This is a genomic window from Prochlorococcus marinus CUG1438 (genome assembly GCA_017644325.1).
Lineage (GTDB): Bacteria > Cyanobacteriota > Cyanobacteriia > PCC-6307 > Cyanobiaceae > Prochlorococcus_A > Prochlorococcus_A marinus_AA.
In genome coordinates this window covers 123,697-147,231 of sequence record JAEPLS010000002.1, presented here as the reverse complement: position 1 = coordinate 147,231, position 23,535 = coordinate 123,697, and the positions used below count along the sequence as shown (strand labels likewise).

The window sequence follows — 23,535 nt, the reverse complement described above, 5'->3', positions numbered from 1 at the left end:
ATATCGAGTTATGTTTGAATTCCTAAAAAACATTATGAATAATGGAGAATCTACTTTAAAAAATGATGATAATTCAATTCACAGAATATTAAGAACAGATATAAAAAAAGTTCCTAACTCACAAGAAGATGAAATAATCTTTGGTTGTGGTTGTTTCTGGGGAGCTGAAAAATGTTTTTGGAAACTTCCTGGTGTAATCACAACATCAGTAGGATATGCTGGTGGGGATAAAATCAGCCCTTCTTATTATGAAGTTTGTTCTGGTTTAACAGGGCATTCAGAAGTTGTTAGAGTAGTATGGGATAAAAGTGAAATAGATATTAGTGATTTATTAAAAATGTTTTGGGAATGTCATGATCCCACTCAAAAAAATAGACAAGGTAATGATATAGGTACTCAATATAGGTCAGCAATTTTTTATAAGAATGTAAATAATAATAAAGTTATATTAGCGAGTAGAGATCAATATCAAAAAGAATTAAACAAAAATAATTTCGGCTTAATTGAAACGGAAATAAAAATAATTGATAATTATTATTATGCAGAAAACTACCATCAACAATATCTTGCCTCAACAGGTAGCAGACAATATTGCTCTGCATCACCTACAAAAGTCAAGTTAGGAGATTTTGATGGTAGTAACTATAAATTAAAAGATAGTGTTTGGGAAAACTTTGATTGGGAAATTGATAAGTGTGTATTGAGATCTGATAACAATCCAATAAAGAATATCATTTAGGTTATTCTTTTAATTATAGTTATAAAACGGGGCGTAGCGCAGTTTGGTAGCGCACCACTTTGGGGTAGTGGGGGTCGTGGGTTCAAATCCCGCCGTTCCGATCAATTATTGTCTTCGTTTATTAGAGATTTGAAAAGTTTATAAGAACTTATTCCAACAGCTATGAATGTAAAAGATGAAAAAAGTGCTAACACTATTATGGTGAGGTTTGAGACTTCAACTTCACCTAACTGGAAAGATATTAAGATATTCATTAGTAATTATTTTTTTAAACATTAACACAATTGGAATTTTTTTTTTAATTAAACGATTTATAAAAAAGAATTATAAATTAATAAGAATTATGAAACCAAAAATAATTCGATAAATAATAAATAATTTCAGTCCATTTGAAGTTAAAAACTTTAATAAAAAATCTATTGCTAACAATGAAGATAAAAATGTTGATGAAAGCCCTAAAAATAGAGGGATTAATCTAAATGAGGATAATTCATTGAAAGAATAAATAAACTCCACAATCGCAGCAAGAGATATAGCTGGGATACCCAAAAGAAAAGAAAATTTTGCAGCATCGACTCTTTCCCATCCAGATATTAAAGCAGTGGATATAGTTAAACCAGATCTTGAGAAACCTGGAATAATTGCAAATGCTTGAGAAAAACCTATCAAAATACTGTTAAAGTAATTATAGTTTTTTAGATTTATAAAACCTTTCTTTGAAATATCAGCCATATACATAAAAATTGCCATTATAAAAGAAACTAATGCTATCGATAAATTTGAACGTAAAACATTATCAAAAAAGTTAGGGAAAAATAATTTTACACTTCCACCAAAAAAAATAATTGGAAGAGTACTTATGAAAATAGACTTTAATAACTTTTTGTTTATTAAAAAAATTGAAGATTTTATTGAAGATTGAAAACTTAATTTAAGAATATCATTTCTAAAATACCAACCTAAAGCAAAAACACTTCCAAGTTGGATGATCGCAGATAAAGAGCTTCCTGGATCATCAAGACCTAAAAAAAGAGATATAACTTTTAAATGAGCAGTACTACTTACTGGTATGAATTCTGTAAAACCTTGAATTAAGCCATATATAATAAATTTTAAATATTCCAAAAACATATAAAGTTAACTTATTTATTAATAGCAATTTAGAAAATACAATTTACATTTAATAAGTATAAGCATACAAAAACTATGAAACAAAAATACACTTTAATACTATTATTTATTTTTATTCCTTTAATTTTTTCTGATTATGTCAGGGCTAATTATTGGTTAGTAATTGGAACATATAGACAAGGTCCAGGATCAAGACCTGAGGTAAGTGGAATAACAAGTCCTTCTTTACATTCTATTCCCATGAAAGATTTGGATACATGTAATAAGGCTGGTGAACAAATCAGTAATAAAATATTTAAACCTGTTTGGCAATTTGATAGTAGATGGACTTGTATATTTAGCGGAGGCAATTAATATTATCTTTTGACGTCGTGAGCACAACCATCGCCCTTATAATTTTCACTTTCATAGAAATCATTTTTTGTGCCAAAGTAAACAGTTAATAAAACGAATGGCAAACTTAAAATAAATAAAATAGTAGTTAAATCCATGAATGTTTAATTTAATTAAGTGAGTTTTGTATAATTTAGAAACTATATGTTTACTTATAAATTCAATTTTAATAATCTGTAGGACCTTTTATACCAAGATAAAAAAAGGCTCCCAAACCTAATAAAAGTAAAACACCAGCAACAGCTGCAGAAGGGACAAAACCTCCAATAGCAAAAGAAGAAAAAAGATACATTTACAAAACTAAAACTAGTTAGATAATATCAATAATAAACATGTATTTGTAAAAAATTTTGAGTCGAAGACAATTAAATTATTTTGATCTATGCAACTAAAGTCGAATCTTCATTATCAGAAGAAATTCTTATCCTTTCTTCCAGCTTAGGACCATATAGTTCATTACCCCAGATTTCAACTCTAGAATCGTTTGGAGCCTTAAAAGTCAGAATATCAGTTGGGAATAAAACTCTCTCTAAAAAAAAGTTTGATGGACCAATACATCTCAACACAACCATTCTGCAACCCTCATTTTTGTAAGAAAAATCAACCATCACTAAGATACAAAACGTATATTATTTAACACCATTTAGAACTTAAAAATGTATAAGAAATAACTGAAAAAAGAAGAAATTTTAAAATGTCTATAAATTTAATCCAGCCTCGACTATATTTCTTTCTTGATCAATTACTAACAAGGCATAAGAATCAATAATATCAAAACTTTTATGAGGAATAGAATTATTAAGCATTCTCAAAAAATTAGATAATTTTTCATCTTGAAGGGCTTTACCTTTCTCTATGAACATTTCTTTCTCTTGATATGTCTTCCACATATTCATATATTCAAATTTAATAGGTTTTAAGTGCCATATGTTATCAATTAAATTCCAAACCTCAAGATATTTCATAAGGTTTTTTTGAATTTTAAATCTATAAGAAGATTCACAAAGACTTAATTCATCAGAATTTATAAATTGATAATTAACATCGCCAGATAAGGGTTCTATGCCCAAGAACCATCCCTCTATAATTAATAAATCAGGATTATCTGATCTCCAATGTGATCTGTCTCCTAGGCCATTTCTTAATGATTTATCAAAAACAGGTACATTTAATTCTCCATTTTTTTTCCAATTTAATAACTTTTCATGCATTAATTTTACTGAGTGACTTCCAGGAAAACCTCTTGAGACGTTCCAAGGGTTATCTTTAATTGCTAATTTCATTTGATCTGAAGGGAGATAAAAATCGTCAATTGAAATAACTGCAATTTTGAAATTTAATTTTAACGATATTGCCTCAAGCCATTTACCTAATGTTGTTTTACCGGTTCCAGGTAATGCTGAAATGCCAATTATTTTTCGATCAGAAAAATTGTTATAAAATTGATATGCTTGAGAAAAAAGTGGTAAAGCTAAACCCCAAATCCAATCATCGTTAAATTTTTTATTCCTATATTGATCAATTGAAAAAATATTTTTTTGATTAATCCAAAAATTGAACCAATCATCCAGGGATTCCCATCCAATATCAATAATTAATTTCTCAAATTTATCAAGAGGAAAATTAATATCAAGATCTTTCACAATTTTAAGTAAGTTTTAGATTATTTAGTAATTTATTGATCTCTCTTTTCCATCCATATCCGTTAGGTTCAGTTGCTACAGTAAAATCAAGATTCTCTAATTGTTCCAATAAGTTTAAGTTAGGTCCTTTTATACCAGGTATAACAATCTTAATATCAGAGTTTAAAAGTAGAGGCAAATCATTTGGAGAATCTCCCAATCCTACAATTTGAATATTTTGAGTCTTTGATATTTTTTTAAGAGCATTTATTGCTTTACCTTTATCTGAATTTGTAGATAATAAATGACTCATCCTATTTCCCTTAAAAATATTTACTTTAAATTTTTTACAACAAATATTAATTTTTTCATCTAATAAATTTGGCGGATTTAAAAAAGGCATACTCCAATGTCTATCTCGCATTAAATTCAATGAATTACCTTTTAAACCTGTAAGCTCAGTTGCCTCCTTATCATTGAGATTATTAAGAGGAATAAGTTTATAATTAATTTCCTTAGAAATTAGATTCAGGATTTCTTCAAGCAATTCGTATTTAATTCCAAGAATAATTTCCCCTTTTACCTTCTCAAGAGATTCGCCATATATTGCTGCACCATTCTCAACGATATAAGGATCCGTCAATTCTAGTTCCTTTCTAATAACTTTTACTTCAGAAGCGGTTTTGCTTGTACAAAGAATTACGGGTATAGATAGTTTTTGTAGTTTTTTTATGGTTTCTCTAGCAGGTGTTAAGTCATAGGAATGATCCATTAGAGTCCCATCAACATCAGTCACAACCCAAAGATTAGAATTTTCTATCATTTTTATAAAGCACTAAGCCAAATTACTTGAAAAGGATCAAGACTAATATTTTTGTAATTGTATTTATTTGATGTTAAAAAATCTTGGGTATTAAAATCATTATCATTTATTCTTGGTAGATCATTATCATTTAATTGATAATTAATTTTATTTTCAGTCATATTATGAATTGCATAAACAGACTCAGGACCACTACCTCTTTTGATTACAACAATATCACTTCTACCTTTAGACAAACATTTCATTTCCGAACAAGGGTGAAATTGCTTTAATTCTGATCTTACATCCATTGCATTACGAAGATATTTTAAGTTTTTATTAGCATTAGATTCAGGATTATTTAAAACGGCTAAAAGATTTTCTGATTTAAATTTTTCTCTATTTAGGTCTCTTCTTTGACCCGTCATAGAAAAACTTTTGATATCATTTTCTGAAGCTAGTAATGCTGGTAAATAAAAGGCAGGAACACCTTTCAAAGCCATTACTAATAATTGACTCAAAATAAATCTCTCATATTGAAATCTTTTTGAATCTCTACTAGAGTCTTCCATTGCACTCCACCAACTAATATTCAATTCGTAAGGTTTATCATCTCCATTTGATAAACGTCTATGACTTACTAAACCACCTCTTTTCTCACAATTTATCAATAAATCTTTTATTCTCTCCTCGTTCATTAAACCCTCAAGAGCTCTCAATCCAACTCCATCGTGCGATGCAGTAAAATTAAAAAGAGTAGTATCATCAGGTAATTGTGGCCAATCAAAAATCCATGAGTTTAGAATATCAGCTCTTGATGTAATGATTGCTTCTAGGACAAGAGGAGGTAATGGGAAATTGTACGCCATATGTGCTTCATCATCAGGAATCAGATAAGATAAATTTTCCTTCTGAGGAACATTAGTTTCAGTTATTAAAACTCCCTCATCAAGAAGATTATTCAAAAGAACTCTTAAGAGTTTCACAATTGAATGTGCTTTTGGTAAATGCAAGCACGTTGTACCTGACTCCTTCCAAATAAAACCTACAGCATCAAGTCTGAACCATTTAATTCCATTAGATAAATAAGTAATAATTAAATTTAAGAACTCAAGTGTCATTTTTGGATTATGCCAATTCAAATCAATTTGATCTGGTCCAAAAGTTGTCCAAACTTGTTTAGGACCATCTTCAGTATTTATTTGAGAAAACAAGGAGGAACTCCTTGGTCTAACAACATTTGACCAGTCAAGATTTTCTTTCGGTGAAAAAACATTTGATATACCAGGTTCTTGGGATTTAATAAATTGTTGAACCCATGGGTGAGATGATGAGACATGGTTTAGTACTAAATCAGCCATCAAATCATGATTTTTTGAAATTCTTTTGAGATCATCCCAACCACCAAACTTTTCTTCTAAGGAATCATAACTTGAGACTGCAAAACCTCCATCGCTTGTAGATTTCAAAAAAGGAAGAATATGTAAAACTTTAGAAAGACTGCCAAAATGTTTACTTAACAACTCACTTAGAGTTATTAATGTTGCCTTGCCACTTTTATATATACTATCTGCATAAGTTATCAAAACCGAATGTGATTCATTCCACCTTTCCTTATCTCTTATTTCTTCATAAGCAGATTTCTCTGAGAAATCTTCTAAAATCTGTAATAATTGATTTGAAATAAAATTAATTTCTTCTGTAGTATTATTTGAATAAATTGTTTTTAACAATTTATCAATTTTTAATCTATTTAATTTTTTCTCTGAATCAATTTGCTTCACTTTGAAAAAATCAACGAAGTATTAATACTATTCTGCACATCAATTAGAAAATGGACTTTCAACAAGGGTTAATCACAACAATACATGAATATGGAGTTACAAGAAATTTACTTAAAGAATTAAACAAAAGTCTTAAAAAAAGATCAACTAGCATTTTGATACCTTGCTTATATGAAGAATTTGAGCGTCCAGCATTAAAAGATATAAGAGAAGTTTTAAAAGATCTTTCAGGCTTAAATGAATTAGTTATTGCTCTCTCTGCAAAAACTGTTGAACAAGTTAAAGCGGCAAAATCATTTTTTGACTCAATGCCATTTCCAGTTCACGTGCAATGGACTAATTCTCCCTCTGTAATAGAACTATTAAAAAGCCAAGAAAAAAATGGGTTAGAACTTTTAGGAACTCCAGGAAAAGGATGGGCTGTGTGGCAAGGCATAGGAGTTGCTACAAGAAAATCAGAAGTTGTTGCTCTTTTTGATGCTGACATAAGAACTTTTAGTCCTTTGTATCCTTCAAGAATGATACTTCCACTTCTAGATGAATCATATGGAATATCATATGTAAAGGCTTTTTACAGCAGATTATCCTTAGAGACCAATCAATTGCAAGGAAGAGCAACGAGATTATTTGTGGGACCCTTATTGGCTAGTCTTGAGCAGTTAGTAGGGAAGGGTCCTTTTTTACAATATCTTCAATCATTTAGATATCCATTAGCAGGTGAATTTGCTTTCACCAAAGATCTTGCTATGAATTTACGAATTCCTTGTGACTGGGGTTTAGAGATAGGTTTATTATCAGAGGTTTATAGAAACGTAAGAACCTCCAAAATAGCCCAAGTTGACCTAGGTTTGTTTGATCATAAACATAAGAATATTGGTGATTCATCTAAAGAGGGATTGCAAAAAATGTGTACAGAAATACTTTCAAGTGTTTTAAGAGGTCTCATGGAGCATCAAGCAGAGACCTTGACAAGTACTCAACTAGCTACCTTGGAAGTTCTTTATAAAAGAGTTGGAGAAGATAGAGTAAAACAATTTGGGTTAGATTCAGCAGTTAATCAACTTCCATACGATAGGCATGAAGAAGAGCTATCAGTACAAAAATTTGCAAAACTATTGAGACCAGCTACAGAAGATTACTTGGCTTACCCTACGACACAGCAGTTACCAAGTTGGTCAAGAGTTCTATCTTGTGAGAACAAACTGCAAGAAGATCTAGCAATTGCTGGGTCACAAGATATAAAGGCAACTGAAAAAGAATTAATTAAAAACTTCTAAAGTAAAAAGTACCTTTGAGCCATTGGGACTTCATCAAGAGGTTCACACGTAAGAAGTTCCCCATCAGAAAAAACTTCATAAGTTTGAGGATCAACTGAAATATTTGGTAGTTTACTATTAAGTTTTAAGTCGGATTTATTGATATTTCTAGTATTTTCTACGGCAATACATTTTTTCTGTAAGCCTAATTTCTTTGGAATATTTTGATCAATTGAATTATTACTTAAAAAGGTTAAGGAACTCTTAATTAGAGATTGGCCGAAACTTGCAAACATAGGACGACCATGTACAGGACCTGGAGTAGGGATAGAAGCATTTGCATCACCCATTTGTGCCCAAACTATAGATCCTCCTTTAACAACTATTTCAGGCTTTACCGCAAAAAAGGAAGGTTTCCATAACACCAAATCAGCAATTTTTCCCTTTTCTATGGACCCAACATGTTTATTAATACCATGAGCTATTGCAGGATTAATTGTGACTTTAGAAATGTATCTCTTTACTCTGAAATTATCGTTTCTATCTGAATCCTGCGATAGCGGCCCCCTTTGGACTTTCATTTTATGCGCGGTTTGAAAAGTTCTTGTAATTACTTCACCAACTCTTCCCATAGCTTGCGAATCACTAGCAATAATTGAAAAGGCACCTATATCATGCAATATATCCTCCGCAGCAATAGTTTCTCTTCTGATCCTTGATTCAGCAAATGCAATATCTTCTGGAATTTTTGAATCTAAATGATGACAAACCATTAACATGTCAAGATGTTCTTCTAATGTGTTTCGCGTGTAGGGTCTTGTTGGATTAGTACTACTTGGAAGAACATTTTTTTCTCCACAAATTTTTATGATATCTGGCGCATGACCACCTCCTGCTCCTTCGGTATGAAAAGTATGAATAGTTCTTCCTGCAATAGCGTTAATGGTATCTTCAACAAAGCCTGCCTCATTCAAAGTATCAGTATGAATACATACTTGTACGTCAAACTTATCTGCAACATTAAGACATGAATTTATTGTAGAGGGAGTTGTTCCCCAATCCTCATGGAGCTTCAATCCACATGCACCAGCTTCAACCTGATCAATAAGATTGCTCTCGTTTGTTGAGTTTCCTTTGCCAAAAAATCCTAAATTCATGGGAAATGCTTCTGCAGATTGAAGCATTCTTGAAATATGAAAAGAACCCGGAGTACAAGTAGTGGCATTTGTGCCAGTTGCAGGACCAGTTCCTCCTCCCAACATGGTTGTAATTCCTGAGGCTAATGCTGTCTCAATTTGTTGGGGACATATAAAGTGAATGTGGGTGTCTATTGAACCTGCAGTGAGAATATGGCCTTCTCCAGCTATTACTTCTGTTGATGCACCAATAACAATATCGACATTATCCTGGATATCAGGATTACCAGCCTTTCCAATTTCAAAAATCATTCCATCTTTTATACCCACATCCGCCTTAATTATTCCCCACCAATCTACGATCAAAGCATTTGTTATTACGGTATCTACAGCTCCATCAGATCTTCTTACTTGAGACTGTCCCATACCATCTCGAATAACTTTACCTCCACCAAATTTAACTTCATCTCCGTATGTAGTTAAATCCTTTTCTACTTCTATAAAAAGTTCGGTATCAGCAAGTCTTACTCTGTCTCCTGTAGTGGGTCCGTAAGTTTGCGCATAAGTATTTCTGTAAATTTTATAGGACATAATTTTAAGTATCTAGTGGACCGTTAACCAATGAATTGAAACCATGTGCAATTCTTAAACCTGAATAAGGAATTAATTTGACATCAGTTGTATCTCCGGGTTCAAATCTAATTGCTGTTCCTGCAGGAATGTCAAGACGCATACCAAGTGTTATTTCACGATCAAAAATTAAAGCCTTATTAGCTTCATAAAAATGATAATGAGATCCAATTTGTACAGGTCTATCTCCAGAATTAGAAACTTTTACTGTTTTAACTTCCTTACCAAGATTTAACTCGATTTCACCTTGTTCAGGAATTATTTCGCCAGGAATTAAATTACTCATAACTAGTTAATCGGATTGTGAATAGTAACTAACTTTGTCCCGTCGGGGAAAACAGCTTCTATTTGAACTTCATCAACCATTTCAGGAATGCCCTCCATAACTTGTGATTTTGAAAGCCAGGTAGTTCCCTCTGACATTAATTGACTAACACTTTTCCCATCACGAGCTCCTTCAAGAACTTGTAAACTCAAAAAAGCAATTGTTTCAGGATAATTAAGCTTAAGACCTCGACTAAGTCTTCTTTCAGCTAAGAGCGCTGCAGAAAAAATCAATAATTTATCCTTTTCTTGAGGTGAAAGATGCATAATAAAAAATTAGTCTATAAATTCTTAAAAAAGGTTCTTTCTGAACATAATTAATAATTCATAGAATCTTGTAAAGGCCATACACCTTGATATTTTGGCTCACAAAATCCACTAACAGACCTAATTTGTTTCCAAATACAAAAAAAACATTTCCTAGCTTCTTGAGAAGAACTCCCAAGGAATCTTACAGAGATACCATTTTCAAGGAGTCCAATAGATAAATTATTATCAGTTTCTTTAAAAATCTTTTTTATATTTCCCACAAGATTAGTTATTTTTGACTTAGAAAAATCTTTTTCGCAAATCCAAATTAAAGATCCGAAAACGGGCATGTAATCCATTCCTGACTTGGATATATAACTTGTTTTGGATAATTCAATTTGATCAACATATTCCCAATCATCATATAAATCATTATTTCTCATAATTTCTAATTTAGACCTAAAAACTCCATTCTCAATAGATTCTCCGGAAGAAGATCTTCCTAGTCTTATTAAATCAGTAAATAAAAAACTTGAAGTTTCTGAAATAGATACATTAAACTTTTGCTCATATAAACCATTTGCAAAGATAATTGTTTCTTGAGGGAGATATTCCAAATGAGAATTATCAAGAATATTTATGAGATTTTTTTGCTTCGAAAAAGTTCCTTTTGGATTGATTTTAGATATTCCAACTGATCCATATACTTTCTGAGCTGAAGAAGTAGTCAACAATACCTTAGAGTTTTTTTCAAGATTTACCTCAAACTCAAGTAAATCGCCTCCAACTAATCCTCCTGCGGTATGTAAAACAGGTAAAATACATCTGCCCTCCTGATCATGAGTAGACTTTAATAACTTGTAAGGAGAAGTTGATTTAGATTTAAAGATTGTTTTATCAACATTTCCTAAACTTGCTTTATTATTAAAAAAATTTAAGAAACAATTACCTTCCCAAGAAGTTTTAATCATAAATTGTTTTCTTTAATTACTAAATTAAAGTAACCAAGAATTTTGATTATGAGAATGAATAAACAAATAGTTGTAACTGATTGGATCAAGAAAAAACCTCGACTAGGTTCATTTTTAAAACTTACCCTAAGTTCAGATGAAAGAAGAATCTTACGTGGAAAAAGATTAACTGATTGTGATCAAGAAATAATTTTACAACTACCTAGAGAAGGCAAATTAAATGATGGAGATATTCTTTCAACTAATTTGTCAAATTATTATGTAGAGATAATTGCCAAATCAGAAAATTTAATTGAAATAAGTTCCAACTCTAAAATTGAACTTATTAAAACTGCTTATCATTTAGGAAATAGGCATGTAGAAGTAGAAATTGAAGAAGATATACTTCTAACAAAAGATGATTACGTAATTGAAAGTATGCTTAAAAATTTTAATGTTGATATAGTAAATATCCAGAAAAAATTTTTTCCGGAAAGAGGTGCCCATAGTCATGAGTAAAAGTCATTTATTAAAATATTTATTAATAAGCCCTAACTTACCAGTTGGAGGATTTTGTTATTCAGAGGGATTGGAAAGTTACCTAAATAATAAAGATTTGAAAGACTCAAATTCGGTAAATGAATTAATCATAAGTGAACTAAAATTTGGTCAGATTAGACTAGATGCAAAAATGTTATTAGATTTTTTTGAAATTTTTAATGAGTTAAACAAAGGCAAAAATTTAAAAAGTAATTTGCATAAGCTATTGAGTTTGGATAAATGGATCCTATCATCAAAAGACTCGGTCGAAATTAGAGAACAACAAACTCAAATGGCAAAATCTCTCTTTTTTTTAATCAAAGAATTTGGATATGAATATCTATATAAAAAAAATAATAAAAACTCCTGGCCTTTGGCGTGGAGTTGGGCTTGTTATTGTTTTGAAATTACGAAATTGGAAATGGTTGAGAATTTTTTCTATGCGTGGAGTGCAAACCAACTTAGTGCAGCCTTAAGGATTATTCCTATTGGTTCAACAAAAGCACAAATAATTCAGAGAGATTTATTAGCAATAATTTCAAAAGTTTCTAAAGAAATTATGGACAAAGAAATTGATGACATCTATTTTGGCAATGTAGGTTTAGCTATGGCACAACAAAATCATAATGATCTTTATACAAAACTTTTTAGAAATTAATTTATGAGCAGCAAATTGAGAGTAGGAGTTGCTGGACCTGTAGGTTCAGGAAAAACTGCATTAGTAGAGACTCTATGCTTAAGCCTGAAAAATAATTATGAGATAGCTGTTGTCACCAATGATATCTACACCAAAGAAGATGCTAACTTTCTAATAAATAAAAAAGTTTTAGAGGAAGGAAGGATTATTGGAGTGGAAACAGGTGGTTGTCCCCATACAGCGATAAGAGAGGATTGTTCCTTAAATAAAAATGCAGTTTTAGATTTAGAAAATAAATATAACCCTTTAGATTTTGTTTTTGTAGAAAGTGGAGGTGACAATTTAGCATCTAGCTTTAGTCCAGAACTTGTAGATTTATCAATATATGTGATTGATGTATCTGCTGGAGACAAAATCCCTAGAAAAGGGGGACCAGGGATAACAAGGTCAGATTTATTACTAATAAACAAAATTGACTTAGCAGATATGGTTGGTGCAGATTTAAATATTATGAAAAGTGATACGGAATTAATGAGAAAAGGGAAACCTTGGTTTTTTACCAACCTTAGTTGTGGCAAAGGTGTTGAAGAAATAACTTATTTTTTAGAATCACATATACCCAACAATCGAAACTAGAAAAATAATTATTTGTTATATATTGGATTCAACAAAAAGTTACGACTGATACAAAACGAATCCTCACTCGTTAATAACTTTTACTTTATCCCCCGTACGAGGGTCAATTACCTAATTTATCCTAATTCATGAGAATTTCAAGGCGTATTTTGGCAGGATTAGCTACTGCCTCACTTGCTGTTACAGCTACTTCATGTGGAGGAGGTGGAACCTCCGGAAGTTTCGATGACACCGTTACCGTTGGTATTTTACATTCTTTATCTGGAACAATGGCGATTTCTGAATCAACACTTGTTGATACAGAAAAAATGGCTATTGAAGAGATAAATGCTGCTGGTGGTGTAAAAGTTGGCGGCAAAAGCTACAAAATAGAATACATAGTTGAAGATGGTGCTTCTGATTGGCCTACTTTTGCTGAGAAATCCAAAAAACTTATAGACCAAGACGAAGTTCCTGTTGTATTTGGTGGTTGGACATCTGCAAGTAGAAAGGCAATGCTACCAGTCTACGAATCTAAGGATGCTTTCCTTTACTACCCAATTCAATATGAAGCACAAGAATGTTCTAACAACATTTTCTACACAGGAGCTACACCAAACCAACAATCAGAACCAGCTACAGATTTTATGTATAAGCGTTCACCCGCGGCTGGTGGAGATTTCTTCCTTGTAGGTTCTGATTATGTATTCCCGAGAACTTCAAACACAATCACAAAAGCACAGGTCAAACAGTTAGGAGGTAAAGTAGTTGGCGAAGATTATCTTCCATTAGGAAATACCGAAGTTGCTCCAATTATCTCAAAAATCAAAAAGGCGCTTCCTGAAGGTGGAATTATCATTAATACACTTAATGGTGACCAAAACGTTGCATTCTTCAAACAGATTCAAGACGCAGGTATCACTCCTTCGAATGGCTACTATGTAATGAACTATTCGATTGCTGAAGAAGAGATTAGTACAATTGGCCCTGAGTTCCTTGAAGGTCACTACGGAGCTTGGAACTACATGATGTCAATTGATACGCCTGCATCTAAGAAATTTGCTAAAAGTTTCAAGAAAAGATGGGGTTCAGATCGTGTTGTAGCTGATCCTCAAGAATCTGCTTATAACATGGTTTACTTATGGAAACAAGCAGTTGAAGATGCAGGAACTTTCGACGACAACGCGGTAAGGGAAGCCTTAGTTGGTCAAAAATTTGATGCCCCACAAGGTCCAGTTGAAGTTATGCCTAACCATCACTTGTCTCAAACAGTAAGAATTGGAGAGATTAATGCAGAGGGTGGCTTTACAATTCTTGAAGAGACAGGAGTTGTTCTTCCTCAAGCATGGAACCAAAAGCATCCAAGTTCAAAAGGATTTGCATGCGATTGGACAGATCCTTCAAAAGGAGAAAAGTATAAGCTTTAATTTAATTAAAACCTATGCTTCAAAATAAAAGGAGGTTAACACCTCCTTTTATTTTATATAAAAAATATTTTCTTTTTCAAATTGGAGTTACTTCTCGACTGTCTTTTTAATGGTGTTGCGATCGGATCTGTACTACTTGTTGCTGCATTAGGTCTTGCGATTGTTTTTGGTCTGATGGGTGTTATTAATCTTGCCCATGGAGAACTTATGATGCTTGGGGCTTACACAACATACGTAACACAATTAATTTTCAAATTACCAATATTAAAACCCTTCTACAATTCATACATAATAGTTTCAATTTTCCTTGCATTTATTGTTAGTGGGGTAGTAGGCATTCTCTTGGAAAAAACTATAATAAGGAAGCTTTATGGAAGTCCACTAGAAACTCTTCTCGCAACTTGGGGCGTTAGCCTAATTCTTCAACAATTTGTCAGAAGTGTACCTTTGGCATTTGGGACCGGACTAGTTATAAGTCTTTTAATTGGTTTAATTTTACCAACAACGTTTCCTCCAAAAATAAAAGAATCAATAAATTTCAAATACTTTAAATTTAGTTCTTGGATATTGTCTGCTTTAACTGGGGTTCTAACAGGTAGCGTTATTTCATCCACTGTAAGCAAACTAAGTAGGGCGAGTGCTCGTAATGTTGACGTTACAGCTCCCTCATGGATGAGAGGTCAAGTAGAAATCTTAGGAACTGCATTTCCTAAAACAAGATTAATGATAATTGTAATTACACTTATCTCTGTAATAGCAATAACATTATTTCTAAACCAAAGTGCTTGGGGGATGCGTATTAGAGCAGTTACTCAGAACCGACAAATGAGTGACTGCCTTGGTATATCTACTGAAAAAGTTGATATAATTACCTTCGGAATAGGATCTGGCTTAGCAGGAGTTGCTGGAGTAGCAGTATCACTATTAGGTTCTGTAGGACCAAATGTTGGCGGAAATTACATAGTGGGTTGTTTTATGGTTGTAGTTCTTGGGGGAGTAGGAAATTTGTTAGGTACAGTACTTGCTTCCTTTGGAATAGGAATAATGACGGATTTAATTGGAGCTGGAAGGCTCTTATCAATATGGCCAGATATGCCTTTACCACTCTCAAATACAATCAACTTTTTTGCGACAACTAGTATGGCTAGAGTAATGATATTTGCATTAATAGTTATATTCTTGCAATTTAAACCTACAGGTTTATTTCCTCAAAAAGGCAGGATGGTGGAAAACTAATGTCTCTGAGTAAATTTAAATTTGATAAAAGAATAGTATTATCATTCTGGATAATATTAATAGCTCTTATTATTGCAGCACCAACCTTACTACCTGTATTTAGACTAAATCTTCTTGGTAGATACTTATCTCTGTCCATAGTCGCTCTTGGTGTAGATCTTATCTGGGGATATACAGGTTTACTAAGTCTTGGACAAGGTATATTTTTTGCATTAGGTGGATATTGTGCAGCAATGTATTTGCAAATTACAAGCTCTTCTGAATTCCCAAATAATATTCCTGAATTTTTTGCTTTATATGGTGTTGAAAAATTGCCTTTTTTCTGGGAACCGTTTAGATCGCCAATTTTCACCTTATTCGCTATCTGGATAATACCAGCATTGGTTGCGGGTTTAATTGGTTTTCTTGTTTTCAGGAATAGAATAAAAGGGGTTTATTTTTCTATACTTACTCAAGCTTCTCTGCTCGTATTCTTCAACTTCTTTAATGGACAACAGAAACTTATAAATGGAACAAATGGATTAAAAACTGATGTAACACAACTATTTGGTCAAATGGTAGGTTCTGAGTCCATGCAAAGAATATTCTTTTGGATAACTGCCATTTTAGTAATAGTTGCGTGGTTTTTTGCAAAGTGGGTAGTTAAAGGAAGATTTGGAAATATTCTTATAGGAATACGAGATGATGAACCAAGAGTTAGGTTTACAGGATATAACCCAGTTATTTTCAAGACGATAATATTTTCAATTGCTGGAGGTCTCGCTGGAGTTTCAGGAGCTTTATATACTGTTCAGTCTGGAATAGTATCGCCTCAATTTATGACAGTTCCATTTTCTATAGAAATGGTTATATGGGTTGCTGTTGGAGGTAGAGGAACTTTATTGGGAGCGATACTAGGAGCAGTTTTAATAAACTATGCAAAAAGTCTAGTAAGTGAAGCTTTACCTGCTAGCTGGATGTTTATCCAAGGAGGATTATTTATCTTAGTTGTAACAGCTCTGCCAGAGGGAGTTTTAGGATGGATTCAAGGAGATGGGCCTAGGAATCTTCTTCAAAGATTTGGTTTGAAAAGAAAGATTGAAACCTATCCAAGCTTAGAAGTTAACAATAAGGAGGGGAATAATGATTAATAAAGATCTTTTAAATTTAATAGATATTACTGTTAGTTTCGAGGGTTTTTTAGCTCTCAACAAACTTAATTTAAATTTAAAGAAAGGAGAATTAAGAGCTGTAATAGGACCCAACGGGGCAGGTAAAACAACATTTCTTGATGTAATAACTGGAAAGGTTAAGCCAACAAAAGGTGAAGTAATTTTCAAAGGAAAATCATTAGTAGGTAGAAAGGAGCATAAGATTGCTCGTCTTGGAGTGGGAAGAAAGTTCCAAAGTCCAAGAATCTTTGAAAATCTAACTGTAAAAGAAAATCTTGAAATATCAGTGTCAACCCCTAAAAGTCCCTTAAACCTTATAAAAAAAAGTATTAAGGATGAGCAACTTTATGAAATTGAACGTCTTACGAAAATTGTCAATTTAGCTCAAAAAGTTGATTCTAAAGCTGGTTCTTTATCACATGGCCAAAAACAATGGCTCGAGATAGCCATGTTAGTGGGACAGAAGCCAGATTTAATGTTAGTTGATGAACCTGTTGCTGGTTTAACTGATGAAGAAACTGATCTTACAGCTGATTTATTAAAATCACTATCAGGAGAAAATACTGTAGTGGTAATAGATCACGATATGGAATTTATAAGAAGACTTGATAGTAATGTTTCAGTATTAAATCAAGGCACAGTATTATGCGAGGGAACTATGGAAACTATACAAAAGAATCAAAAAGTTATTGATGTTTATCTAGGAAGGCCAGAGGATTAGTTATGAAGAACTTACTTGAAATAAAATCATTGAATACATATTATGGCGAAAGTCATATCCTCAGAGATGTAGATTTAAATGTCCAATCAGGAGAAATGGTTTGTTTGATTGGAAGAAATGGAGTTGGCAAGACAACTTTATTGAAATCACTTATTGGTTTGTTAAGACAAAAAAAAGGCGATATTTATTTGATTGGCGAAAATATCAATAGAAAAGCACCTCATCAGAGGGCGAGGAAAGGAATGGCTTACGTTCCTCAAGGTCGAGAAATTATTCCATATCTATCAGTTGAAGAAAATCTTATGTTAGGAATGGAGTCGTTGCCAGGTGGATTATCTAAGAACAAGAAAATAGATCCATTTATTTATGATCTATTCCCAATCCTAAAAGATTTTCTACAAAGGAAAGGAGGAGATCTCAGCGGTGGACAACAACAGCAACTAGCTATTGCAAGAGCATTGCTGGGCAAACCTAAACTATTATTACTTGACGAACCAACAGAAGGTATTCAGCCAAATATAGTTTTAGACATAGAAAATGCAATCAATCAGATAATTAGAGATACAGGAATTGGTGTTTTATTAGTGGAGCAACACTTGCATTTTGTAAGACAAGCCAATAGATATTATGCGATGCAACGCGGAGGTATTGTTGCTAGCGGAAATACTAGTGAGTTGAGTCAAGCTGTTATAGATAAGTTCTTAAGTGTTTAAGTAAATTATTCTAGATTAATAAAAACTTTTTTCATTTTTCGCATCTTATTAGGTCAATACTGTTTGGATGTTCATTTATATATTTATTAAATTCCATTGCTAGTGTTCTAGCCTCGTAAGCGTCAGAAGCGTAAAAACAATTTTCTAATCTTATATTTTGAAAATCACGATAATGCACTGTATACGGCTTCAACATATTATTTGGGTTCATTTTAATTTGCTAGAAAGCAATTTCTTTATATCTCAACCATGCATATGGTATTAGATTTAAAGCACTACTTTTGTTGTTATCAAAATATATTCACTTAAATTATGTATTTAAAAATACTTTATTAAGAAAAAATTTAATTAATCTATTTTTTTTTATTTTTAGAGTCTTGCTTTTTACCTTCTATTAAAAAAACAAATTTAGATAAAATATAACCAAAAACTGGAACCCAAAACTTTTCATAAAAAAATTTCATAAAAGTTAAGCAGCCATTGATTCGTCATCTTTAGTTTCACTTTTATTTATAAGCTTCAAATCAATAGAATTAAATAAATGTTGCATAAGAAGAAAATCAAGTTCCCCTTTTAACAAATTAACATCGGATGAAAGTAGATCATCAACAAAATCATCAAAATTGTCTGAAAGAGGATTCACAATTCATAAATTATTTTCGTCATTATCATCGCATTAACAATAAAAGTCAACCAAATATGATTTTTATTTTTTTGAAATTTAAGAAAATTAATAAATAAATAATTAAATAATAAATAAATAATTAAAAAATTTAAATTATAAATATTAATAAGCAAAATAATATATTTAATATCAAGCTTAGGGTTTTTGAATTAAATTTCATTTATCTTGCTTTTCTTAATTTTATATCTCTCCTGATTAGCATTATCAAAACGACAATACACATATTTGCCAAAAAGAAATTTCAAGAAATTTTCATCAAAACATTTAATTTATTTATAGCAAAACAATAGATGTGCCAATTAGAAAAGTATCAGTTAAAAAGTTTATAGCTGCAATAAATATTTGTAGAAATCAAATTTGATATTAATAGAGCTCATTTTGAAAATTTATTTTTTAATTAGTTCGAAGTAACCATTTTTATTTAATAAGTACTTATCAAACCAAAGACTTAATAGATTATCTAATCCTATTCCATTCATTTTATTAGCTTGAGAAGTCCTATAATCTGAAAGTGCAAGTAATAAATACGGAAAAATCATATCAGAAACCCCTTTTGGCAGTTTTTCTAAAGGGACTCCATGCGCTCTATCCCATAAAATTTGCATATCCTGAGAGAACAAAGAACTCCAATAACTAAAATTACAGTATAACTTATCTGGAGGGAGAAGATTTACAGATAAAACTGGGAGAGATGAATTCATAACAATAAATATTTAATTGATAAATTGAATTTAGGTTTTTGAAATGGCTATAAATTATTTCAAATATGCAAATCACATATAATTACAAATTTAATTTAACGCACAGTGCAGTACTTAGCAACACTTACTAAGCATTATATTTATCCATCATTTCCTGAAATTTAAGAAATGATAAAAACTTTTTATAAGTTTGCAAGTCAAAAGCATCCTCATTTGAATGGTTTGAATTACTAGGATTAATATGATTGCTAAATTTAGTATCAATTGAAAGTATTGAACTATCTATAAAGTCACCAGAACTACTGGAAAAGTCATCTGAGACATTATTATTTAGCTTATTTGGTTGAATAACATTTCCATTTTTTTTATTAAATATACCTCTTATAGAAAGTGCTTCCTCTACTAGAATACTTATTATTTTTGAATTACTTAAATTGTTCTCTTTGCTCAATTTATCAATTATTCTCATAACATCTTCTCTAGGAATAAAACCAACTCTTTTTTTCTTGGTAGGCATTTAAAAATTTAATAAAGTTCAGCACTTGACTGTTATAAGTGTTGCACTATATTCATTATAAGTCAATTAAATTCGAATGATTTTACCAACAACTTTACTTTTAGGTGCTCTTGGATATCTTTTCTACAATACAAAAAAAGAAATTTCAATAGACCACAATGACACTAAAGAAAACCAAAAAGAGAAAGATGAATTGTATAAAGATTTGGAAGATCTATTTATTTAAAATTACTGCTTAGGTATTTAAGAACTTTGTTTCTTGACTAAATATATACAAAACCTTAAACATAATTAGAATAAAAATAAATTTTAAAAAATCAATGACTGTCCATCAAGATTACGAAATAAAAATCAATCTCAATGAATTAATTGAGAAGAGGATTCCATGTTGTGATTTACTACATCCAGATCATTGTCTAACAGAAAAACAAGTCTCTGAAATTGCACATGATATTCGTATGGATTTAAATTTGCATGATCTTTACAAGCAAGTAGATCAACATATTATGAATTATGTAAATGCAGCTGGTATTGACAACAAAGATCATTGGGTTGAACCTCATCTTCCAGATTTAGATAGAGATTTAAAAGAAGAAGTTGGTATAGAATTTGATTAACCTTTTATCTTACAAAAGATATTAATATATGTATTTTTTTTCTAAATCATCTATTAATTTATAAATACTTTTAGCAGATCTCTTTCTTTTTTTTAAAATCGTAAAAATTATAAATCCAATAAATACAGCAAATATAGGTGTGAAAATAATAATTTCATGATTCATAAACATCAATATAGAAGCATATTAATTAAATTATTAAAAAGTCTGCATCAATAAAATAGGTACTTTATACAAACTTTTTTCATTATAAAAAATTAAGAATTTTATAAAAAAGTGAAAGAATTAAAAAATTTTTATACATTGTTAAAGAAATAAATTTAAATTCAATAAAGATAATGATTAATTATTTTGCCTTAACAGTAACTGAAATGGGGATCGGTAAAATAGAGTTAACAGTTATTGGCTCAGTAATTTTAATATTTCCAATTTTGTTTGTTTATGCATCTAAAAACCTAGATGCTAAAGGGGTTTTCGAATGGATGATGGAGAAACCCAATGATTGGATAGGTAAAAAATAAACTTTTACAATTTACATTTACTAGCTAAATTTCAGATTGTCTAAATTACTAGTAGCAAAATCATAAACCTGGCAACTATTTTCTAAATCATTAACTATTAAATTTTTTAGAAGAGAATAATCTATAAACTTATTGAGTTTATTATTTTTAAATTCCTTATTAGTCTCTCCGGTAGCAAAAGCCAAAGCTCCTTCATAAGAAATACCGAATTTGGTAGTGTTGCAGTAAGTTTTAGTGAACTTATTAGAAATCTTTTTTGTATACTTTTCAAGAGTTGTAGAAGAATTATCTAATGAGTAAACCGGACTACTAAATAGGAGAAGAAAAGTTAAAATTAATATCGAAAAAACTCTTTTAATCATAATATTTCATAAATTGCAGATTTAATATAGATTAGAATTTAACTCTGCAGGCTATGATTTATTAAAAATTTATTAACCACAAAAGTTTTTTTTCATATTTTGGAAGATAAAAACTCTCTAAATGAATATTTTATAGTTTGAATTTTTTTTGGTAGTTTTTTAAAAAACCTCCTAAATGCTTTTGGCATAATAAAAAATCAGTATGAATATTTAATAGATAGCAAATAATACTTGATTATTCAATAAATAATTCTCCAAAAATAAGTAAATTAATTATTAAATATATGTATTGAGCTATGGAAATGTATTTCAACATGAATTATTGTTAAATTAAGGATTTAATACAAAAATATGGCACTACCAGAACTTATTTATGCGCCTATAGATGGCGGAACAATACATAGATATGAGATTAGTGGTGGTAAGAGAAAATTCTTAAGATTTATAGGATGTTATCTGGGACAATGCAATTTTCACAGAAATATTGATGATGCTATTGATTACATAAAAAATTTGAAAGAATCGCAAAAGATACAAAAATCATGAAATAAAGATACATAGGAACGACTGAGGGTCAATATTTTTCAATAACTACATAATTATTGCTACAAATAATAGAGAATTTTCTTTTTATAAGAAATTGATTATTTACTTGGGTTATAGTTCCGAAAGATAAACAGTCATTTTAAAAAAGAAATTAATTTATGGAAAACAGACAAATTAATTTTTTTAAATCAAAAGACTTTAATACCGTTCTTAAGCCATTTAAAAAAGGAACGGTAGTAAAAATTGACTCGTTCGATATTAGAGAAGATCAAAAAGAATTAAATATAGGATTATTTGGTTGGTATGCAATTTGTCCCTCGAAAGAACTAAAAAAAAATAAGTTATATTATTTTTCGCTCTATGATGAACCTCTTGTTCTTTATAGAGATGAAAATAAAAACGTTAGGTGCATAAAAAATATCTGCCCGCATAGAGGGGCCTCCTTTTTTGGAGGGACATTATCAGATGGAGTAATAACCTGCCCATATCATGGAGCTAAGTTCTCATCTGGGGGAAGTTGCCAAAATCTCGACAGGATAACATGTCGCCATATAGTTGATAATAACTACGATAACTACGCCAAAAGAATTCATTTATCTCAATACAAAACTACAGAAAAAAATGGATATATTTTTGTACATTTTTCTAAAGAATCTGAGACTGATTTAAATAATATTAGAGAAGACACACCTATAAGTAACTACGAATTATATGAAAATGGGTTTTCACATAAGGATTATGTATTTGAAGAGGTATTAGTTGACTTCAAATGTGATTGGTCAAGGATTATTGAAAATCACCTGGATATCCTTCATATATTTTGGGTTCATGGCGATACAATCCCTGACAAAGATGTTAATAAAAACGTACTAGTTAGTTTTAACCAGACAATCAATATTAATCCTAAATACATTGAAAGTATTTATTATTACAAGAATGACCCTAAAAAAGAATTTATACGGATAAAGTATATACCTCCAGGAAGAATATTAATTTACAAAGGCGATCCTTCCTCATCAAGATATTTACAAGTTTTAGATCATATTCCTCTAGGAAAGAACAAAGCAAGAGTAATAGTCAGACACTATAGAAAATTTCTACAAAATAAACTGCTTAATAACCTCTTATTATTTAAAGAGACTCAAAGAAAAATTTTTTATAAGATATTCGATGAGGATTATATGATTTTAAAAACACAAACATATAATCACGATATGGGATTTATAAGTAAGGATGAAATAAAATTATTGGGAGAGGATAGGATAATAAATTATTTTTGGAAATGGTACAAGAAGTCTGAAGATAAAGATGAACCATGGAAAAATATCTACAAAATCCAAAATCTTGATGTATATGACAAAGTGATATTGAAATACCCTCCTGAAATAAAGAAGTTAGAAATTGCAAATAATTTAGATATTATTAGGAAAACATTTGTAAGATTTGCTGCTCCGCTTATATTTTTTATGTTAATAATATAATTTATGAAGAAAGCAAATAGACCTTCATGGCTGAATTGGCTCTATCTAT

At 30.8% G+C, this 23,535-nt stretch carries 31 protein-coding genes and 1 tRNA gene; 17 read left to right on the top strand and 15 right to left on the bottom strand.

Going from position 1 to position 23,535, the window contains the following annotated elements; all coding sequences use genetic code 11:
* The first annotated feature begins 10 nt into the window (after positions 1–10).
* Together msrA and JJ847_06750 are read left to right on the top strand one after the other, a co-directional pair.
* Positions 11–739, top strand: a complete 729-nt coding sequence (gene msrA, locus JJ847_06755; protein MBO6960583.1) for a peptide-methionine (S)-S-oxide reductase MsrA — start codon at positions 11–13, stop codon at positions 737–739.
* Positions 740–766: 27 nt separating this feature from the next.
* A tRNA-Pro gene (locus JJ847_06750) sits at positions 767–840 on the top strand.
* On the opposite strand, the gene JJ847_06745 is transcribed toward JJ847_06750, so the two are convergent.
* Complete coding sequence (locus JJ847_06745) at positions 841–993, bottom strand: hypothetical protein (GenBank protein ID MBO6960582.1); 153 nt, start codon at positions 991–993, stop codon at positions 841–843.
* Positions 994–1,063: 70 nt separating this feature from the next.
* Positions 1,064–1,864, bottom strand: coding sequence for an undecaprenyl-diphosphate phosphatase (locus JJ847_06740; protein MBO6960581.1), 801 nt, complete (start codon positions 1,862–1,864; stop codon positions 1,064–1,066).
* 81 nt (positions 1,865–1,945) lie between these two features.
* On the opposite strand from JJ847_06740, the gene JJ847_06735 reads away from it, so the two are divergent.
* Positions 1,946–2,224 carry a hypothetical protein gene (locus JJ847_06735; GenBank protein MBO6960580.1) on the top strand — a complete coding sequence of 93 codons (279 nt, stop codon included), beginning with the start codon at positions 1,946–1,948 and terminating at the stop codon, positions 2,222–2,224.
* A 419-nt stretch (positions 2,225–2,643) separates the two neighbouring features.
* On the opposite strand, the gene JJ847_06730 is transcribed toward JJ847_06735, so the two are convergent.
* The 4 genes from JJ847_06730 to JJ847_06715 all read right to left on the bottom strand — a co-directional run bounded on the left by JJ847_06730 (position 2,644) and on the right by JJ847_06715 (position 6,471).
* The gene (locus JJ847_06730; GenBank protein MBO6960579.1) at positions 2,644–2,871 is read right to left on the bottom strand and encodes a DUF1830 domain-containing protein; all 228 of its coding nucleotides are present in this window, start codon (positions 2,869–2,871) and stop codon (positions 2,644–2,646) included.
* A 90-nt stretch (positions 2,872–2,961) separates the two neighbouring features.
* Positions 2,962–3,906: a kinase gene (locus tag JJ847_06725; protein MBO6960578.1), complete on the bottom strand. Its 945-nt coding sequence runs from the start codon at positions 3,904–3,906 to the stop codon at positions 2,962–2,964.
* A gap of 4 nt (positions 3,907–3,910) precedes the next feature.
* Entirely contained in the window at positions 3,911–4,708 is a 798-nt protein-coding gene (locus tag JJ847_06720; protein MBO6960577.1) for a mannosyl-3-phosphoglycerate phosphatase-related protein, read from the bottom strand.
* A gap of 2 nt (positions 4,709–4,710) precedes the next feature.
* On the bottom strand, positions 4,711–6,471 hold the full coding sequence (locus JJ847_06715) for a sugar phosphorylase (protein MBO6960576.1): 1,761 nt from the start codon (positions 6,469–6,471) through the stop codon (positions 4,711–4,713).
* 50 nt (positions 6,472–6,521) lie between these two features.
* On the opposite strand from JJ847_06715, the gene JJ847_06710 reads away from it, so the two are divergent.
* A complete protein-coding gene (locus tag JJ847_06710) occupies positions 6,522–7,748 on the top strand; it encodes a glycosyl transferase (GenBank protein ID MBO6960575.1) in 1,227 nt (408 codons plus the stop codon).
* Here JJ847_06710 and ureC read toward each other — a convergent pair.
* The 4 genes from ureC to JJ847_06690 are packed head-to-tail and all read right to left on the bottom strand — an operon-like array spanning position 7,745 to position 11,037.
* A complete protein-coding gene (gene ureC, locus JJ847_06705) occupies positions 7,745–9,454 on the bottom strand; it encodes an urease subunit alpha (protein ID MBO6960574.1) in 1,710 nt (569 codons plus the stop codon). The two genes, JJ847_06710 and ureC, sit on opposite strands and share 4 nt — an antisense overlap.
* 4 nt (positions 9,455–9,458) lie before the next feature.
* Positions 9,459–9,779: an urease subunit beta gene (locus tag JJ847_06700; protein MBO6960573.1), complete on the bottom strand. Its 321-nt coding sequence runs from the start codon at positions 9,777–9,779 to the stop codon at positions 9,459–9,461.
* A gap of 2 nt (positions 9,780–9,781) precedes the next feature.
* A complete protein-coding gene (locus JJ847_06695; GenBank protein MBO6960572.1) occupies positions 9,782–10,084 on the bottom strand; it encodes an urease subunit gamma in 303 nt (100 codons plus the stop codon).
* Positions 10,085–10,134: 50 nt separating this feature from the next.
* On the bottom strand, positions 10,135–11,037 hold the full coding sequence (locus JJ847_06690) for an urease accessory protein UreD (protein ID MBO6960571.1): 903 nt from the start codon (positions 11,035–11,037) through the stop codon (positions 10,135–10,137).
* 48 nt (positions 11,038–11,085) lie between these two features.
* Between JJ847_06690 and ureE the strand changes: the two genes are divergently transcribed.
* The 8 genes from ureE to urtE all read left to right on the top strand — a co-directional run bounded on the left by ureE (position 11,086) and on the right by urtE (position 18,056).
* Positions 11,086–11,535, top strand: coding sequence for an urease accessory protein UreE (gene ureE / locus JJ847_06685; protein MBO6960570.1), 450 nt, complete (start codon positions 11,086–11,088; stop codon positions 11,533–11,535).
* Positions 11,528–12,214, top strand: a complete 687-nt coding sequence (locus tag JJ847_06680; GenBank protein ID MBO6960569.1) for an urease accessory protein UreF — start codon at positions 11,528–11,530, stop codon at positions 12,212–12,214. The genes ureE and JJ847_06680 overlap by 8 nt, the downstream gene beginning before the upstream one ends.
* Positions 12,215–12,217: 3 nt before the next feature.
* Positions 12,218–12,829: an urease accessory protein UreG gene (ureG, locus tag JJ847_06675; protein ID MBO6960568.1), complete on the top strand. Its 612-nt coding sequence runs from the start codon at positions 12,218–12,220 to the stop codon at positions 12,827–12,829.
* Between the two features lie 128 nt (positions 12,830–12,957).
* Positions 12,958–14,235, top strand: a complete 1,278-nt coding sequence (gene urtA / locus JJ847_06670) for an urea ABC transporter substrate-binding protein (protein ID MBO6960567.1) — start codon at positions 12,958–12,960, stop codon at positions 14,233–14,235.
* Positions 14,236–14,316: 81 nt separating this feature from the next.
* Positions 14,317–15,471, top strand: coding sequence for a branched-chain amino acid ABC transporter permease (locus JJ847_06665; protein MBO6960566.1), 1,155 nt, complete (start codon positions 14,317–14,319; stop codon positions 15,469–15,471).
* On the top strand, positions 15,471–16,601 hold the full coding sequence (gene urtC, locus JJ847_06660) for an urea ABC transporter permease subunit UrtC (protein ID MBO6960565.1): 1,131 nt from the start codon (positions 15,471–15,473) through the stop codon (positions 16,599–16,601). Before JJ847_06665 ends, urtC begins: the two co-directional genes overlap by 1 nt.
* Positions 16,594–17,343: an urea ABC transporter ATP-binding protein UrtD gene (gene urtD / locus JJ847_06655; protein MBO6960564.1), complete on the top strand. Its 750-nt coding sequence runs from the start codon at positions 16,594–16,596 to the stop codon at positions 17,341–17,343. The genes urtC and urtD overlap by 8 nt, the downstream gene beginning before the upstream one ends.
* A 2-nt stretch (positions 17,344–17,345) precedes the next feature.
* Positions 17,346–18,056 (top strand): urea ABC transporter ATP-binding subunit UrtE, encoded by a 711-nt coding sequence (gene urtE / locus JJ847_06650; GenBank protein MBO6960563.1) that lies wholly within the window; start codon positions 17,346–17,348, stop codon positions 18,054–18,056.
* A gap of 31 nt (positions 18,057–18,087) precedes the next feature.
* Here urtE and JJ847_06645 read toward each other — a convergent pair whose 3' ends face one another.
* From JJ847_06645 to JJ847_06630, 4 genes are all read right to left on the bottom strand, one after another.
* Positions 18,088–18,267 (bottom strand): hypothetical protein, encoded by a 180-nt coding sequence (locus JJ847_06645; protein ID MBO6960562.1) that lies wholly within the window; start codon positions 18,265–18,267, stop codon positions 18,088–18,090.
* Positions 18,268–18,525: 258 nt separating this feature from the next.
* Positions 18,526–18,699 carry a hypothetical protein gene (locus JJ847_06640; GenBank protein ID MBO6960561.1) on the bottom strand — a complete coding sequence of 58 codons (174 nt, stop codon included), beginning with the start codon at positions 18,697–18,699 and terminating at the stop codon, positions 18,526–18,528.
* Positions 18,700–19,127: 428 nt separating this feature from the next.
* Entirely contained in the window at positions 19,128–19,442 is a 315-nt protein-coding gene (locus JJ847_06635) for a hypothetical protein (protein MBO6960560.1), read from the bottom strand.
* A gap of 127 nt (positions 19,443–19,569) precedes the next feature.
* Positions 19,570–19,959 (bottom strand): hypothetical protein, encoded by a 390-nt coding sequence (locus JJ847_06630; protein ID MBO6960559.1) that lies wholly within the window; start codon positions 19,957–19,959, stop codon positions 19,570–19,572.
* Positions 19,960–20,035: 76 nt separating this feature from the next.
* Here JJ847_06630 and JJ847_06625 point away from each other — a divergent pair, with 76 nt between their 5' ends.
* The 3 genes from JJ847_06625 (at position 20,036) to JJ847_06615 (ending at position 21,097) form a co-directional block, all read left to right on the top strand.
* Entirely contained in the window at positions 20,036–20,185 is a 150-nt protein-coding gene (locus JJ847_06625; GenBank protein ID MBO6960558.1) for a hypothetical protein, read from the top strand.
* A gap of 94 nt (positions 20,186–20,279) precedes the next feature.
* Complete coding sequence (locus JJ847_06620; protein MBO6960557.1) at positions 20,280–20,576, top strand: hypothetical protein; 297 nt, start codon at positions 20,280–20,282, stop codon at positions 20,574–20,576.
* Between the two features lie 338 nt (positions 20,577–20,914).
* Positions 20,915–21,097: a hypothetical protein gene (locus JJ847_06615; GenBank protein MBO6960556.1), complete on the top strand. Its 183-nt coding sequence runs from the start codon at positions 20,915–20,917 to the stop codon at positions 21,095–21,097.
* A 20-nt stretch (positions 21,098–21,117) separates the two neighbouring features.
* On the opposite strand, the gene JJ847_06610 is transcribed toward JJ847_06615, so the two are convergent.
* Complete coding sequence (locus JJ847_06610) at positions 21,118–21,459, bottom strand: RNA-binding protein (protein ID MBO6960555.1); 342 nt, start codon at positions 21,457–21,459, stop codon at positions 21,118–21,120.
* A gap of 351 nt (positions 21,460–21,810) precedes the next feature.
* Between JJ847_06610 and JJ847_06605 the strand changes: the two genes are divergently transcribed.
* Together JJ847_06605 and JJ847_06600 are read left to right on the top strand one after the other, a co-directional pair.
* Complete coding sequence (locus JJ847_06605; protein MBO6960554.1) at positions 21,811–22,005, top strand: hypothetical protein; 195 nt, start codon at positions 21,811–21,813, stop codon at positions 22,003–22,005.
* A 158-nt stretch (positions 22,006–22,163) separates the two neighbouring features.
* Positions 22,164–23,486 carry an aromatic ring-hydroxylating dioxygenase subunit alpha gene (locus JJ847_06600; GenBank protein ID MBO6960553.1) on the top strand — a complete coding sequence of 441 codons (1,323 nt, stop codon included), beginning with the start codon at positions 22,164–22,166 and terminating at the stop codon, positions 23,484–23,486.
* Positions 23,487–23,535: the final 49 nt, after the last annotated feature.

What these genes read in the sequence shown, in the direction of transcription:
- msrA (MBO6960583.1), top strand. Translation starts at nt 11, where the DNA reads ATGTTTGAATTCCTAAAAAACATTATGAATAATGGAGAATCTACTTTA.
- JJ847_06745 (MBO6960582.1), bottom strand. Translation starts at nt 993, where the DNA reads ATGAATATCTTAATATCTTTCCAGTTAGGTGAAGTTGAAGTCTCAAAC.
- JJ847_06735 (MBO6960580.1), top strand. Translation starts at nt 1,946, where the DNA reads ATGAAACAAAAATACACTTTAATACTATTATTTATTTTTATTCCTTTA.
- JJ847_06730 (MBO6960579.1), bottom strand. Translation starts at nt 2,871, where the DNA reads ATGGTTGATTTTTCTTACAAAAATGAGGGTTGCAGAATGGTTGTGTTG.
- JJ847_06720 (MBO6960577.1), bottom strand. Translation starts at nt 4,708, where the DNA reads ATGATAGAAAATTCTAATCTTTGGGTTGTGACTGATGTTGATGGGACT.
- JJ847_06710 (MBO6960575.1), top strand. Translation starts at nt 6,522, where the DNA reads ATGGACTTTCAACAAGGGTTAATCACAACAATACATGAATATGGAGTT.
- ureC (MBO6960574.1), bottom strand. Translation starts at nt 9,454, where the DNA reads ATGTCCTATAAAATTTACAGAAATACTTATGCGCAAACTTACGGACCC.
- JJ847_06700 (MBO6960573.1), bottom strand. Translation starts at nt 9,779, where the DNA reads ATGAGTAATTTAATTCCTGGCGAAATAATTCCTGAACAAGGTGAAATC.
- JJ847_06695 (MBO6960572.1), bottom strand. Translation starts at nt 10,084, where the DNA reads ATGCATCTTTCACCTCAAGAAAAGGATAAATTATTGATTTTTTCTGCA.
- JJ847_06690 (MBO6960571.1), bottom strand. Translation starts at nt 11,037, where the DNA reads ATGATTAAAACTTCTTGGGAAGGTAATTGTTTCTTAAATTTTTTTAAT.
- ureE (MBO6960570.1), top strand. Translation starts at nt 11,086, where the DNA reads ATGAGAATGAATAAACAAATAGTTGTAACTGATTGGATCAAGAAAAAA.
- JJ847_06680 (MBO6960569.1), top strand. Translation starts at nt 11,528, where the DNA reads ATGAGTAAAAGTCATTTATTAAAATATTTATTAATAAGCCCTAACTTA.
- ureG (MBO6960568.1), top strand. Translation starts at nt 12,218, where the DNA reads ATGAGCAGCAAATTGAGAGTAGGAGTTGCTGGACCTGTAGGTTCAGGA.
- urtA (MBO6960567.1), top strand. Translation starts at nt 12,958, where the DNA reads ATGAGAATTTCAAGGCGTATTTTGGCAGGATTAGCTACTGCCTCACTT.
- urtC (MBO6960565.1), top strand. Translation starts at nt 15,471, where the DNA reads ATGTCTCTGAGTAAATTTAAATTTGATAAAAGAATAGTATTATCATTC.
- urtD (MBO6960564.1), top strand. Translation starts at nt 16,594, where the DNA reads ATGATTAATAAAGATCTTTTAAATTTAATAGATATTACTGTTAGTTTC.
- urtE (MBO6960563.1), top strand. Translation starts at nt 17,346, where the DNA reads ATGAAGAACTTACTTGAAATAAAATCATTGAATACATATTATGGCGAA.
- JJ847_06645 (MBO6960562.1), bottom strand. Translation starts at nt 18,267, where the DNA reads ATGAACCCAAATAATATGTTGAAGCCGTATACAGTGCATTATCGTGAT.
- JJ847_06635 (MBO6960560.1), bottom strand. Translation starts at nt 19,442, where the DNA reads ATGAATTCATCTCTCCCAGTTTTATCTGTAAATCTTCTCCCTCCAGAT.
- JJ847_06630 (MBO6960559.1), bottom strand. Translation starts at nt 19,959, where the DNA reads ATGCCTACCAAGAAAAAAAGAGTTGGTTTTATTCCTAGAGAAGATGTT.
- JJ847_06625 (MBO6960558.1), top strand. Translation starts at nt 20,036, where the DNA reads ATGATTTTACCAACAACTTTACTTTTAGGTGCTCTTGGATATCTTTTC.
- JJ847_06620 (MBO6960557.1), top strand. Translation starts at nt 20,280, where the DNA reads ATGACTGTCCATCAAGATTACGAAATAAAAATCAATCTCAATGAATTA.
- JJ847_06615 (MBO6960556.1), top strand. Translation starts at nt 20,915, where the DNA reads ATGATTAATTATTTTGCCTTAACAGTAACTGAAATGGGGATCGGTAAA.
- JJ847_06610 (MBO6960555.1), bottom strand. Translation starts at nt 21,459, where the DNA reads ATGATTAAAAGAGTTTTTTCGATATTAATTTTAACTTTTCTTCTCCTA.
- JJ847_06605 (MBO6960554.1), top strand. Translation starts at nt 21,811, where the DNA reads ATGGCACTACCAGAACTTATTTATGCGCCTATAGATGGCGGAACAATA.
- JJ847_06600 (MBO6960553.1), top strand. Translation starts at nt 22,164, where the DNA reads ATGGAAAACAGACAAATTAATTTTTTTAAATCAAAAGACTTTAATACC.